The sequence below is a fragment of the Amycolatopsis sp. La24 genome (assembly GCF_029087445.1).
Classification (GTDB): Bacteria; Actinomycetota; Actinomycetes; order Mycobacteriales; family Pseudonocardiaceae; genus Amycolatopsis; species Amycolatopsis nivea.
On the sequence record NZ_JARACH010000071.1, the window covers coordinates 17,977 to 31,367 of the forward strand.

Consider the following 13,391-nt stretch of genomic DNA (forward strand, 5'->3'; position numbering starts at 1 on the left):
CAGCCCGATCCGGCAATCGGCACAATCCCGCGGCGAGTTGTTCAAGATCACTTGACGCCGGTTCACGGTGCCGCCCTAAGCTCTCCTCATTAGATACCAAGTGGGAACCACCGTCGCGCAAACGGCCGTACGCGTCTTGAACGAGGCCCGGGTCCGCCGGGTGTACGCGGTCGTCGGCGAGTCGTTCCTGGAATTGCTCGACGCGCTGCGCCGCGAGCGCGATGTCACGCTCGTTTCGGCCCGCCACGATTCGGGCGCCGCGTTCATGGCCGAGGCCGAGGGCAAGCTCACCGAACGACCCGCCGTGCTGCTCGCGAGCCGCGGTCCGAGCGCTGCCGCGCTGGTCATGGGCGTGCAGACGGCGTACCAGGACGAGACGCCGATGGTGGTGCTGCTCGAAACCCCCGCGCTCGACCCGGTGCTCACCGGCGAGGTGCCGACGTCCGATTCAACCGGGATGTTCGAATCGATCGCCAAATGGTGCGTCCGCGCGGACGATCCCGACGACGTGCCGCATCTGCTCGCCGAAGGTCTCGCGCGGTGCCGCGAAGGACGGCCGGGCCCGGTCGTGATCGGCGTGCCGAGCGACGCGTGGGGCGTCCCGTACGACTCGGCCAAACCGGTGGCGAAGGTGCGCCCGCCGACCACCGGAACGCTGGGCCGTTCGGCGGAAGCGGTTGCCGGGCTGGTGGACGAAGCGCGCTACCCGGTGGTCATCGTCGGCGGGCGCGCACGGTCGGCGCGGGACGAGCTGATCGCGGTGGCCGACGAGCTGGCGCTGCCGGTGTACAACGCTTTCCGCCGCCAGGACGCGTTCCCGGAGAACCACGCGCGCTACGCCGGGCACCTCGGCCTCGGCATCCCCGCGCGCCAGCTCGACGCGCTCGAACGAGCCGACCTCGTGCTCGCGCTAGGTACGCAACTCGACGAAGTCACGACGCAGGGCTTCCGCTATCCGACTCCGCAGCAGACGCTTGTCCTTGTCGGCACTGGCATCGACGAGCAGCGCCGTCGCGGCCTGACGTTCCGTGTAGACACTGAAGTGGAGCCGTTCCTGAAGGAACTGCGCGCGATCGCTTCGCCGCGTACGCGCAGAGCGTCGGCCGCGAACGCTGCCGTACACACCTTCATGACACCGCCGAACACAAGCAACAACACGCGCGTACATCCGGTCGACGTCGTGCGCGCGCTGCGAAAGCTCGCGCCCGAGGACACCATCGTCACCAGCGACGCCGGCAACTTCGCGCAGTTCATGCACCGCTATTGGTGCTTCACCGCTCCGCGCAGCCAGCTCGGTCCGAGCAACGCCGCGATGGGGTACGCGGTGCCTGCGGCCGTAGCGGCCAAGCTCGCCGAACCGCGACGCGCTGTGGTCGCGATGGTCGGCGACGCGGGCACGCTCATGACAGGGCAAGAGATCGAGACCGCTGTGCGCTACCGCGCGCCAGTGATGGTGGTCGTGTTCCAGAACGGCTTGCACGGTCCCCTCGCGATGCATCAGGCGCGTACGCACGGACGGCTGTCCGGAGTGACCATCCCGCTGACTGACTTCGCGTCGTGGGCGCGCGGGCTCGGCGCGGCCGGGTACACGGTGGACGATCGCGAGCGGCTCGAACCGATCATCGCGAGCGCGCTCGTCCGGCAGCGGCCGTGCGTCATCGACGTCCGGACGGACCCGGACGTCGTGACCCCCGACGTGCGGCTGAGCACGCTTCTCGGAGCCCCGCGTCCTTCCGGGACCTGAAATCTTCCTGAGAACACAGGGAAACGCCGGGAATGTTCGGTAGCTGGCGGGGGTTGGCTCAGGTAACCTGACGGTGTTCCCGGGGTTCGGCATCCGGACCCGGTTCGCCCCGCGAGGTTCGCTGGCGTTCGGTTGGGGAAATTCCCGGGTGGACACGTTCCCCGGCTCGGTTCGCGGCCATTCGGCGCGTTTCAGGGGTGGGGACAACCGGTTTCGGCCGGATTTTGTCGGTGCCGGATGGCACCATCGCGGTCATCGCCCCGCTTGCCGCGGGGAAGGAACGAGGGGAGTTCGTCATGGCCGACGAAAAGGACGGGAAATCCCGTACCGCCGCGGCGACGGCTCGCGGCCGGGCCCGGTCCGCGCGGGCCGGTGCGCTGGTGTCGGTAGTGCGCGAGGAGCCGGAACAGGGCCAGGCCGTCGAGGTGCCTGCCCAGACCCGGTCCGGGGTGGTTCCGGTGCTGTTCAGCGCCAGTGCGGAAGCCCACGACGTAGCCGTGGTCGCGCCTGATCAGGGCGCTGACTGGCGCTCGCCGTTCGGTGCGCCGCTCCGCCACGCCAGCGGGGAGTGACCCGGCTTCGCGAACTGGGGTGAGTCGGCTTGTCCGCGCCCGCTCCGCTGTGCTTTACTTTAGTTGGTCTCGATTTTTGTGTTCGTGGTAAAGCACGCTCGCAGAACTCAGCGGGCGTGGGCCTCCTCTCTGGGAACGCATCTCGCCCGTGTCTGGGCCCAGGACGTCGGTCGGCTTCCTGTTTTGGTGTTATGTATGGAGATTGTTTAGATGACTGAGGGCACCGTGAAGTGGTTCAACTCCGAGAAGGGGTTCGGCTTCATCACTCCCGACAACGGCGGCGGCGACGTCTTCGTGCACTACAGCGAGATCCAGGGCAACGGTTTCCGTACCCTCGAGGAGAACGCTCGCGTGCAGTTCGAGATCGGCCAGGGCCAGAAGGGCCCGCAGGCCACGTCGGTCAGCCTGATCTGACCTGCGTCTAATCGCTAAGTCGCCACCACTCCCGGTTGCGGGGGTGGTGGCTTCTTTCGTCTCTGCCGCCGAGCGCTCGTCCCACCATGCGGATTGTCTTGCCGGACAAGGCTTTGTATGCCGGACCGGCCATTGTGGATCACCCGATCGTGGACTGCCCGGAGGCTCGTAGGCTCGCGGGCATGAGCGAAAACACCTACCTCGTCACCGGCATGTCCTGCGGCCACTGCGCGCAGTCGGTCACCGAGGAACTGACCGAGGTGCCCGGGGTCGAGAACGTGACCGTCGACGTCGAAACCGGGCACGTGACGGTCCGCAGCGCCGAAGCCCTCGACGAGACCGCCGTCCGCGCGGCGGTCGAAGAAGCCGGGTACACCTACGAAGGGCTTGCTTCTCTCGTTTGAACGACGGGTAGCCACGCGGGAACCCAGGGTAGGCTCTGGCCGGCGTGGAGGCACGGCCGATGCAACGTCCGTGCAACCCTTTCCTCCGCGTGACCGGACGCGTGTGCTGGTCCCCTGGCGGCAGTGGACTGAGGGGTGCTCGATGGGGGTAGTCGTTGCGGGGATCGTGGCGAACCCGGCGTCCGGTCAGGACATCCGAAGACTCGTCACGCAGGCGTCGGCCGTCCCGGTCGAGGAAAAGGCCAACCTGGTGCGCCGGCTGCTGTCGGCGTTCGCGGTGACCGGCGTCGAGCGTGCCCTGCTGTCCACTGACCTCAGCGGTATCTCCGCTGCCGTGCTGCGCGACCTCGGCCGCGAGCCGCTGCCCCGCGTGGAGTTCTGCGACGAGGACACCCTCACCGGCACCGCGCAGGACACCATCAACGCGGTGCGCCGGATGGTCGAGGCCGGAGCGGGCGTGATCGTGTGCCTCGGCGGCGACGGCACGGCCCGCGTCGCCGCGAAGGCGTGCGGCGACGTCCCGCTGCTCGCGTTGCCGACTGGCACCAACAACGCGTTTCCGCAGGCCGGCGAGGCCACTGTCGCCGGGCTCGCCGCCGGGATGGTCGCAAGCGGCCAGGTCGACGCCGACCTCGTCACCCAGCGAGTCAGCATGCTCGAGGTCGTCACCAAGAACCGTCGCGAGATCGCGCTCGTGGACGTCGCGGTCTCGATGAACAAACACGTCGGCGCGAAGGCGCTCTGGGATCCGACCGCGCTCACGGAGCTGTACTGCACCTTCGCTGAGCCGGACGGCATTGGCCTGTCGAGCATCGCCGGACAGCTGTGTCCGAGCTCTCGTTCCAGCGCGGACGGTGTGGCGCTGCAGCTTGGACCGGTCGACAGTTCCGCGTACGTGGTGCACGCCGCGATCGCGCCCGGCGTGGTGCGTCCAGTCGGCGTACGTGGCTGGGGAGTGCTGCGTCCCGGCGTACGGGTGGACCTTGCCGCAGGTGGCGGGGTTATCGCGGTAGACGGAGAACGCGAACTGGAACTGAAGAACGGCGAAGGAGCGTACGTCGAACTGCGAGCTGACGGCCCGTGGTGCGTCGACGTACGCGCAGCAATGGCCGAAGCGGCAACCCAGGGGTTGCTACGCAGTACCGCTACGAGCGGAACCGGTGAGAAAGGCCGAAGCCGCGGTCAGTGCGCTGGCTGAGATCACGTGCAGGTGACACCTTCCGGGTGTCGTTCGCTGCGCCTCGCCCGACCGGCTACCTTCTGCGAGTGGCACACGGGGAGGATCGGGGATGAGCAGCACTGCGACGCGGCCGGAAACGACTGCCGAGCCCCCACCGGAGAAATTTCGGGGCCGCAGCGGAATCGCCGGGCTGCTGGACCTGCCCGGGCAGGCGGTGCGCGCGGTCGTCAGATCCACGACCACCACGCCCGGCAAGCTTTCGCTGATCGCGGTCGCGCTGGTGCTGCTTTCGCTGGTGGCCGGGCTCGTGGGCGTGTTGTCGGTGAAGGACAAGGACAACACCATCAACGGCCTGATCGACCACCGCGAACCTCTCGCGGCGGCCGCGCAGCAGGTGTTCCGCTCGCTGTCGGACGCGGACGCGACCGCGGCCAGCGCTTTTCTTTCCGTCGGCACCGAACCGCCCGCGCTGCGGAAGCGGTACGAGCAGGACATCGCCGAAGCGGGATCCGCGCTCGCCCGCGCGGCGTCCGACACCACTGACGTCGGCACCGCCGCCCACCAGGTGGACATCCTGAACCAGAAGGTCCCGGTCTACACCGGGATCGTCGAGACCGCGCGCGCGAACAACCGGCAGGGTTTTCCCTCCGGCGCTTCGTATCTGCGCGAGGCCTCGCAGCTGATGCGCACGACAATCCTGCCCGCCGCGGACGAGCTTTACAAGGCGCACACGCAGAAGCTCACCGGCGAGCAGGACAGCAGCAGCGACGTGCCGTGGGTGGCGGTCGCGCTGGTTGTCGTGCTCCTCGCGGCGCTCGTGGCCGCGCAGATCTACCTGACCCGGCGGACGAACCGGGTGCTGAACATCGGGCTGCTCGTGGCCACCGGCTGCATCGTGCTGTCGCTGCTGTGGGGCGCGGTCGCGCTCGTCGTGCAGGGCAGTCTCGTCGCGACCGGGCGCACCGACGGCACGTCGCAGGTCGACATCCTGGTTCGCGCCCGGATCTACGCGCTGCAGGCCCGCGCGGACGAAACCCTGACGCTGGTCGCGCGCGGCGACGGCGGCGCGTACGAGCAGCAGTTCATCAAGCTGGCCGAGAAGCTCGTCGGTGCCGACGGCAAGGGCGGCCTGCTCGGCGACGCGCGCGGCCTCGCCTCCGGCACCGCGGGCGAGCAGAAGATCGAAGCGGCGGAACAGGCCGCGCGCGAATGGTCGCTGGCCCACCTTCAGGTCCGCCGCCTCGACGACGGCGGGCAGTACCAGGAAGCCGTCGACTTCGCGACGAGCGTGAGCCCGAACAGCGCCGCCGCCGCGTTCGCGCGGCTCGACACAAACCTCCAGGCCGCGATCGACGTCTGCCGGCAGGAATTCCTCGACAGCACCAGATCCGGCGACAACGCGCTCACCGCGCTCGCGGCGGGCGTCGGGGTGCTGGCGGTGCTCGCGGCGGGCGGCATCACAGTCGGCGTGCGAGAGAGACTGAGGGAGTACCGGTGATCCGGTCGCGGCACTTCGTCCGGACTGCCGTGCTCGCGGTGGTCGCGGTTCTCGCCGCCGCCTGCGGGACGGCGGTCCAGCCGATGGAGGCCGCGCCGGTCACTGACGCGGCCTGGCCCGCCCCGGCGGGCGTCGGCGGCCCGGACGCCGCGGCCGGCGGCGATTCCGACACCAGCTGCAACCCGCTCGCCAGCCTCGCGCCGAATGGTCTGGACACCTCCGGACCGAGCCTGCAGAAGATCAAACAACGCGGGAAGCTCATCGCGGGCGTCGACCAGACGACCTATCTGTTCGGCTTCCGGAATCCGAAGACCGGCAAGCTCGAGGGCTTCGACATCGACCTGGTCAACGAGATCGCCAAGGCGATTTTCGGCAGTTCCGAGGGCCACGTGCAGTACCGGGCGATCACGTCGTCGCAGCGGGAGAACGTGCTCAAGGAACACCAGGTCGACGTGGTGGTCCGGACCTACAGCATCACCTGCGCCCGCCGGAAGCAGGTGCAGTTCTCGTCCGTGTACTACGTGGCCGGGCAGAAGATCCTGGTGCCGAAGTCGTCCAACGCGCAGTCGCTGACCGACCTCGCCGGGAAACGCGTGTGCGCGGCGGCGAAGTCGACCTCGCTCGCGAAGATCGCCACCGACCCGGCCAAACCGGTCGCGGTGTCGGTGCCGAACTGGTCGGATTGCCTCGTGATGCTGCAACAGGGCCAGGTCGACGCGGTGTCCACCGACGACACGATCCTGGCGGGCATGGCCGCGCAGGACCCGACGGTGAAGGTCGCGGGCGATCCGATGACACAGGAGAATTACGGCGTCGGGGTCCCGAAGGACGAGGAGGACCTGGTCCGCTTCGTGAACGCGGTGCTGGACAAGATCCGCGGCGACGGCACCTGGGCGAGCAGTTACCAGAACTGGGTCGGCGCCCGGCTGGGGCCGGCGAACCCGCCGTCCCCGCAGTACGGGTGACCTGGCCAGTCGCGCTGCGTGAGTTGTACTTTTTGAGCGGCAGGTTTGCCGCGGGGAGCTCGGGAGGTAGTTGTGTCGGAGGAGGCGCGCCGTCCTCGGCACGCAGCACCGGAGGGGGACGGCGACGAGGCGAAGGCCGCGGACCAGCCGTCCGGGCGGGGCGAGGCGGCCGACGCTTCGTGGACCCCGCCGCCGCCCGTGCGCTGGGACACCCCGGAACCGTCGGTGTCCGGGCGGCTGAACCCGCAGGCCGATCCGGACGCGGAGACGTTGATCAACGCACCGGTGCAGCGTCCGCAGGGCGGGCAGCAGGCTCAGTCAGCTCAGCGAGGCAGTCAGCAGGGCCAGCCGGGACAGGCCGCGCCGTCGGGCCAGCCCGCTCAGCCGGGACAGGCGCAGCCGGGGCAGGCCGGGCAGCAGCCGCGGACGCAGGGCCGTCCGGCTCCGCGCGGGGGCCAGCCGATGCCGCCGCAGGGCCGTCCGCAGGGGCAGCCGCCGTCGCAAGGCCAGCCGTACCCGGGACAGCCCGCGCCGCCGTCGCAGGGGCAGCCGTATCCGCCGCAATCGCGCACCGGACAGCGACCGGCCCCGCCGAACCATCCGCAGCAAGCGCAGGGGAACCGCCCGTCGCGTCCGCCGGAGAACCGCGCCACCGGACCGAACTCCGGCCCGATCCCGATGGGCGCCGCGGCGCAGGGCAAGCCCCCGGCTGACGGCGGCGACGCCCCCACGCGTCCGCCGGGCGACCTCGCGCCGGTGATCCTGCCGCAGTCGAACCAGCCGGTCGCCCCCGTCGACCCTGCCGCGCCGATGCCGACCAGCGTGCTCGCCAGCCCGACGCCGCACACCCAGAGCATCATGCCGCCGACCCCGCGGGTGGCCCCCGCCGACGGCGGCCCGCTGCCCGACCACGGCACGGACAGCGTCCTGCCGTCGGGCGGCAGCGAGGGCCACGGCACCGGTACCCACGGTTCGCAGGGCTCGCAAGGCACTGGCACCGGTACCGGAACGGGTTCGTTCCCCGGCACCTCTCGGCGCACTGGCTCGCGCGGCACCCGCCGCTCCCGGCGCGGACGGCTCGGCGCGGGGCTCATCGACGTGCCTCCGGTGCCGTACCGCGATCCGTCGACCGCGGTGCTGGCCAACCCGGTCGTGGCCGAGGACAAGCGGTTCTGCGGCAACTGCAGCGCGAAGGTCGGCCGTGGCAAGGACGGTCAGCCGGGCGAGCCCGAGGGCACCTGCGAGAAGTGCGGCACGCCGTTCTCGTTCATCGCGAAGCTGAAGGCGCACGAGGTTGTCGGCGGCCAGTATGAGGTGCTCGGCGCGCTCGCCTACGGCGGTCTCGGCTGGATCTACCTAGCCAAGGACCACAACGTGTCCGACCGCTGGGTCGTGCTCAAGGGCTTGATCGACACCGGCGACTCCACCGCGATGGCCGCCGCGGCGAACGAACAGCGGTTCCTCGCCGAGGTCGAGCACCCGAACATCGTCAAGATCCACAACTTCGTGCAGCATCCGGACGCGCAGACCGGCAACACCGTCGGCTACATCGTCATGGAGTACGTCGGCGGCCAGTCGCTGCGCCAGCTCGCGCTGCAGCACCACCGGGAAAGCAACCGGCCGGAGCCGCTGCCGATCGGCCAGGTCATCGCGTACGGCCTGGAAATCCTGCCCGCGCTCGGCTACCTGCACGGCCAGGGCCTGCTGTACTGCGACCTCAAGCCGGACAACGTCATCCAGACCCGCGAGCAGCTCAAGCTGATCGACCTCGGCGCGGTGCGGCGGATCGACGACTACGAGAGCCCGCTGTTCTTCACCACCGGCTACAGTGCGCCCGAGCTGGCGTCACAGGGCGCGTCGGTGTCCTCGGACCTGTACACGGTCGGCCGGACGCTGGCCGTGCTGAGCTTCGAGTTCGCCGGCTACACCCGCGAGTTCAAGAACACGCTGCCCGGGCCGGACGCGGTGCCGTTGTTCGCGCTTTTCGGGTCGTACTACCGGTTCCTGAAGCGGGCCACGCACGCTGATCCGGACCGTCGGTTCATCGCTGCCGACGACATGGCCGACCAGCTGACCGGGGTTCTGCGCGAGATCATGGCGCTCGGTACCGGTCAGCCGCGGCCCGCCGCGTCGACGGTGTTCGGGCCGGAGAGCCGGACGTTCGGTGTCCATCTCGTGGTGCCCGAGCAGGGCGAGCGGGTGCCGTTGCCGGACGCGGCCGAGGTCGTTGCCGGGCTGCCGATTCCGCAGGTCGACACGGACGACCCGGCTGCTGGTGTGCTGGCTACGACGACCGCGCTGGATCCGCACGAGGCGATCGAGGCGCTGGCTACTGCGCCGCGCGAGTCGATCGAGGTGCGGTTGCGGATTGTGCGTGCCCGGATCGAGCTGGGCGAGTTCGTGGAGGCGCAGCGGCAGCTGCAGGCCGCGCAGTATTTGGCTATTCGGCATGGGTTCCCGCATGACTGGCGGATTGACTGGTATCGCGGGTTGATCGAGCTGGCCGGTGGTCGGCCGCGGGTCGCGCATGTGGCGTTTGACGCCGTTTACGACGACCTGCCGGGGGAGATCGCGCCGAAGCTGGCGTTGGCGGTCAGTGCTGAGGGCGTGGGGGATTACTTTGGTGCTGCTCGGTTCTATGAGCTGGTTTGGCGGACGGACCGGACTTATGTGAGTGCTGCGTTCGGGCTTGCGCGGGTGTATTTGGCGCAGGGGGCGCGGGAGAGTGCGGTGGAGGTGCTGGAAGGGGTTCCGGCTACTTCGACGCATTATGTGGATGCGCAGGTTGCGGCTATCAAGATCAAAACTCGGGCGCAAGGTGTGGGTACCGGGGAGCATCCGACTGTTACCGAGGGCGATCTTGTGGACGCTTCCGGGCGGTTGCAGCGGTTGAATCTTGATGCTGAGCGGCATACGCGGCTTAGTGCTGAGGTGCTTGAGGCGGCTTATGACTGGCTGAAGGTGCCTGGGCAGGCTAAGCCGGTTACTGCTGCGAAGGTGCTCGGGTGTGAGCTGGAGGAGCGGGACGTTCGGTTCGGGCTGGAGCGGTGTTATCGGTCGTTGGCTCGGTTGACGGATGACGCTGGTGATCGGATTGCGTTGGTGGATCGGGCTAATGCTATTCGGCCTCGGACGCTTACCTGAGTTGCTTACCTGAGTTTCGGCTCGTCGCCTGGCGGCGACATTGCGCCCGTCTTGGTTGCGTGGGGCACCCCGAAGGTTGATTGTGCTGACGGTCTGGGGGTGCTTGTCAAGGCGGGAAAGATGCCTTGACAAGCACCCCCAGACCGCAGGGGAGCTTCGTATCGGGGTGCGGGGAGGGCTGGGTGCCTCGCTCGTTGGGTGCACCGGCTGCGGTTTGGGTGGGTGGGGGGTAGCGCCCCAATGTGGCATTGGGTGCGTGGGATGCACCCAATGTGGCGTTCGGTGCGTGGGATGCACCCAATGCCGCATTGGGGCGGCATCCGGGCGAACGGCGGGGGCGGTCCGTGAAGGGCTCCTTGAGGGAATCCAAGTCCGTGAAGGAGCCCCTCAGGGCGGCGGCTGGTCGTGAGGGGAACCCTGAGGGAATCAGAGTCAATGAGGGTGGCCCTCACGAACCGCGGGAGGGGCGCAAAGCAGCTGGATCAGGGGTTGATGTCCCACTCGCGTTTGTTGCGTCGGTGCTGCTCGGCTAGCTTCTCCAACGCCTGCGGGTCGCCGTGGGTGCTGAAGTGGTCGAAGCCCACTGCGATGAAGACTGCTCGGGCGTTCACCGCGATGGGGCCGTCCGTGGCGTCCAGGTGGCCGTCTGCGCTGACGTAGATCTTGCGGCCTGCGACTCCGTCCAGGCGGGCCTTGATGTACAGCGTCGAACCGACCGGTACTGGGCGGCGGAAGTCCGTCTCCAGTTTTCCCGTTACCGCGGGGCGGTGCAGCAGGTTGCCGACAGTCGAGCCGAGTGCCTCGTCGAAGGCGCAGGCCAGCAGGCCGCCGTGGGCGAGTCCGGGGGCGCCTTGATGGGCCGACGTCACGGTGAACTTCGAGTGCACCGTGTAGCCCTCGCCGATGGCTGAGCGCAGGTGCAGGCCGTCGTCTACCTCGTCGCCGCAGCCGAAGCATTCGGCGAAGTGGGCGCCTAGTTCGGTGCCGGGGGCGGGGGCCTTCGGGTGGATCTCCGGCGGCTCCACCGGCACCGGCGGCCACGGGCCGGAAACAGGACTCATGGGACGACGTTAACCCGGCGGAAGGACCCGTCGGCACCCGCCCTGACCGGCGCGGGCGCATTTCCTGAGCGCAGGGTAGTCGGAAAATTCCGCACGGTAGAAATTTCGCGACTCACCCTGCCAGCTTGGTTCAACAGGTCAAGACTGGGGAAATGTGCTCCAACGGATGGACCGGGACGTGTGCAGGAGGAGGTCACCGCCGGGATGAGTGAGCCAAAGACGGGGAAACCCGAGGTCGATCAGAGAACAGTCAAACGCGCGGTGATCGCGTCCGCGATGGGTAACGCGACCGAGTGGTACGACTACGGCGTATTCACCTCGGGCGCGATCGCGACGAGTATCGGGACACTGTTCTTCCCCGGCGAGGGCAACGCGGTGCTGAAATCGCTTGCCCTGCTGGCCGTCGGCTTCATCGTACGACCGTTCGGCGGAGCGTTCTTCGGCCCATTGGGGGACAAGCTCGGCAGGCAGAAGGTTCTCGCGCTCACCATTCTGCTGATGTCCGGCTGCACCTTCCTGGTCGGCGTGCTGCCGACGTACTCAGGCGGCTACAGCATGGGCATCGCGGCGCCGATCGCGATCTTGCTGCTGCGCCTCATTCAGGGCTTCTCCACCGGCGGCGAGTACGGCGGCGCGGCGACGTTCATCGCGGAATACGCGCCGACGAAACGGCGCGGGTTCTTCGGTTCGTTCCTGGAGATGGGCACGCTCGCCGGTTACGTGCTCGGCAACTCGGTCGTGCTGATCACTTACCTGTCGCTGTCGACCGAGCAGTTCGACTCGTGGGGCTGGCGGATTCCGTTCTTCATCGCGCTTCCGATCGGTGCGATCGGTCTGTACCTGCGGTCGAAGCTCGAGGACACGCCTGAGTTCCGCAGGCTCGAGGCGGCGGGCGAGAAGTCGGAGAAGGCTCCGCTCAAGGAGACCATCCAGCGCAACTGGCGGATGATCCTGAACCTGATCGGGATCGTGCTGCTGCTGAACATCGCCGACTACATGCTGCTCACGACGATGCCGACGTATTTCACCGACACCTTGAAGATCGGCGACACCGAGTCCAGCCTGATCATCATCGGGGTGGAAATCGTGCAGTTCGCGCTGCTGATCCCACTGGGTGCGCTGTCCGACCGGATCGGCCGGAAACCCTTGCTGCTCACCGCGGCCATCGGGTTCATCGTGCTGAGCTGGCCCAGCATCAAGCTGATGCAGAGCGGCAGCCTGCTGTGGCTGATCGTCGGCTTCCTGGTCGTGGCGATCCTGCTGGCGCTGATGCTGGCGGTCATCGGCTCGACGTTCCCGGCGATGTTCCCGACGCGCGTGCGGTACGGCTCGTTCGCGATCGGCTACAACATCTCGACGTCGCTGTTCGGCGGCACCTGCGGCGTGATCGTCACGGCGTTGATCGGCAGCACCGGCAACGCGGACTGGCCGGCGTACTACTTGATCATCGCCGCGCTCATCGCGCTGGTCCCGATCATCAAGATCCCGGAGACGGCACGCGTGCCGATCGAGGAGATCGACACGGCGGACCACGGCGGCAAGCTCGCCGGCGCCAGCAAGTAAGCGAAACGAAAACCGCCCTCCGTCCATTGCGGACAGAGGGCGGTTTTCGCGTCCAAGTCAGCTGTTCTGCGTCGCCTCGACCGCCTGCGGAGCGAAGCGCTTGCGGGCCCAAGCTGCCAGGCCACCGGCGACCACGACGGCAACAACGGTTTCGATCATCAGTGCAACGAGCACCATGGTGCTTCCTCCTCAGGTTCTCGGGCCGGCCAATCCTGTGCCGGCTGAGCGACTGGTTCGACGGCCGCTCCGGCCGCCACTGAGAACATCGCCCCGAAAGCCCGGGATATTTCGTCGAAAACCCACTTAATCTGGTGACGTCGGCCACTCTTGCCGCGAAAGCGTTTCAGCCGGAGGTCGAGCTGGGTAACGAGGTGCTTCCCGCAGGTGAACGCATGGACGCGGGTGCCCGGTCGGTCGTGGTCGGATACGCCCGCGGCGGTGCGGGCGCCCGCGACGTGCCCGCTCGTGGACCGGACGGTTCCACCGGCGGTTGCCGGTCCGGCGAGCCAGGGCTCACCTCCGGACCAGGCGTCGGCACCTGGGCCGGACCCGACGGGACCTTCTTCGGCGCGACCGGACTGGACGGGGCGGGCGAGATGGTGGCGAGTCCCGGTCCGGCAGGCATCACCGGCGGCTGTTCGGTCCCGCGGCTGCCCACCGCGAGACCGGCCACCACGAGCACCGCGACCGTCGCGGCGGAGCTGCCCGCGACCGCCCAGCGCTTGCGCTTGCGACGGACGGCAGCACCGCGCACGATCACGTCCGCGGCGTCGACCTGCAGGGGCGGGCCGTCCGACGTCCGTGCGAACAGCGCGCGCACATCGTCGGCATCATCGGAGACCATCT

The 13,391-nt window shown here is 68.6% G+C and carries 11 protein-coding genes; 9 read left to right on the forward strand and 2 right to left on the reverse strand.

Annotation, left to right across the window (positions count from 1 at the left end; all coding sequences use genetic code 11):
- Positions 1-100 precede the first annotated feature (100 nt).
- The 8 genes from PUT80_RS39755 to PUT80_RS39790 all read left to right on the forward strand — a co-directional run bounded on the left by PUT80_RS39755 (position 101) and on the right by PUT80_RS39790 (position 9,921).
- A complete protein-coding gene (locus tag PUT80_RS39755) occupies positions 101-1,744 on the forward strand; it encodes a thiamine pyrophosphate-dependent enzyme (RefSeq protein WP_037807431.1) in 1,644 nt (547 codons plus the stop codon).
- 230 nt (positions 1,745-1,974) lie between these two features.
- On the forward strand, positions 1,975-2,316 hold the full coding sequence (locus tag PUT80_RS39760; RefSeq protein WP_037807433.1) for a hypothetical protein: 342 nt from the start codon (positions 1,975-1,977) through the stop codon (positions 2,314-2,316).
- Positions 2,317-2,526: 210 nt separating this feature from the next.
- Entirely contained in the window at positions 2,527-2,730 is a 204-nt protein-coding gene (locus tag PUT80_RS39765; RefSeq protein WP_009071749.1) for a cold-shock protein, read from the forward strand.
- 182 nt (positions 2,731-2,912) lie between these two features.
- Complete coding sequence (locus PUT80_RS39770) at positions 2,913-3,134, forward strand: heavy-metal-associated domain-containing protein (RefSeq protein WP_009071751.1); 222 nt, start codon at positions 2,913-2,915, stop codon at positions 3,132-3,134.
- A gap of 142 nt (positions 3,135-3,276) precedes the next feature.
- On the forward strand, positions 3,277-4,332 hold the full coding sequence (locus tag PUT80_RS39775) for an NAD(+)/NADH kinase (protein WP_037807435.1): 1,056 nt from the start codon (positions 3,277-3,279) through the stop codon (positions 4,330-4,332).
- 91 nt (positions 4,333-4,423) lie between these two features.
- A complete protein-coding gene (locus PUT80_RS39780) occupies positions 4,424-5,812 on the forward strand; it encodes a hypothetical protein (protein WP_037807438.1) in 1,389 nt (462 codons plus the stop codon).
- Positions 5,813-5,841: 29 nt separating this feature from the next.
- Positions 5,842-6,777, forward strand: a complete 936-nt coding sequence (locus tag PUT80_RS39785; protein WP_037807716.1) for a glutamate ABC transporter substrate-binding protein — start codon at positions 5,842-5,844, stop codon at positions 6,775-6,777.
- 72 nt (positions 6,778-6,849) lie between these two features.
- Entirely contained in the window at positions 6,850-9,921 is a 3,072-nt protein-coding gene (locus PUT80_RS39790; protein ID WP_275295216.1) for a tetratricopeptide repeat protein, read from the forward strand.
- 482 nt (positions 9,922-10,403) lie between these two features.
- Here the strand turns inward: PUT80_RS39790 and PUT80_RS39795 are convergent, their stop codons facing one another.
- Positions 10,404-10,982, reverse strand: a complete 579-nt coding sequence (locus PUT80_RS39795) for a PaaI family thioesterase (RefSeq protein WP_037807441.1) — start codon at positions 10,980-10,982, stop codon at positions 10,404-10,406.
- A gap of 204 nt (positions 10,983-11,186) precedes the next feature.
- Between PUT80_RS39795 and PUT80_RS39800 the strand changes: the two genes are divergently transcribed.
- Positions 11,187-12,545, forward strand: a complete 1,359-nt coding sequence (locus tag PUT80_RS39800; RefSeq protein WP_134663774.1) for an MFS transporter — start codon at positions 11,187-11,189, stop codon at positions 12,543-12,545.
- Between the two features lie 343 nt (positions 12,546-12,888).
- Here the strand turns inward: PUT80_RS39800 and PUT80_RS39805 are convergent, their stop codons facing one another.
- Complete coding sequence (locus tag PUT80_RS39805; protein ID WP_275295217.1) at positions 12,889-13,389, reverse strand: hypothetical protein; 501 nt, start codon at positions 13,387-13,389, stop codon at positions 12,889-12,891.
- Between the last annotated feature and the right edge of the window lie 2 nt (positions 13,390-13,391).